Below are 396 nucleotides of genomic sequence, written 5' to 3'. Positions count from 1 at the left end.
CAATCAGCGTCCGCAGTTCGGTCAGAAGTACGATTGTTTCACTCAATCTAATTTCTGGAAGCAAGAGCTTACGCAGGGTTTCCTGGTAACGGGGAAGAAATTCTGCGCCGTCATTGGTTTTCGCTGTTTTGAGGAAACGATGGAATGCCGCCAAAGGCAAAGCCAGGCCTTCCTGAATGGTATGCGCAGGGATGAGACGTCGCAACTCAGCTACGTTTGCAGCCTTAGCTCCAATCTTCGATACGTCTTTCATACCAAACTTATCGAGGGAAAGAGCGCTTGTTTCGCCCTCTTTTTCGTAAGGAGGCAAGACCAGAGCCTGGGGTTTTTTCAAGGCTTTCAGCTTCAGGAGATCAGCCGTCGAGAGGGATTGGCCGTCACGGACCAATAGATCAC

The 396-nt window shown here is 50.3% G+C and carries 1 protein-coding gene; it reads right to left on the bottom strand.

Annotation, left to right across the window (positions count from 1 at the left end; genetic code table 11):
• Positions 1-396: hypothetical protein (locus D7Y13_RS46675; protein WP_158626269.1), on the bottom strand; the 396-nt coding region annotated here is incomplete at both ends.

The sequence above is a fragment of the Corallococcus praedator genome (assembly GCF_003612125.1).
In the GTDB taxonomy this organism is placed as follows: Bacteria; Myxococcota; Myxococcia; order Myxococcales; family Myxococcaceae; genus Corallococcus; species Corallococcus praedator.
The sequence above is the reverse complement of the archived record's forward strand: the minus strand, read 5'-3'. Positions and strand labels throughout refer to the sequence as shown.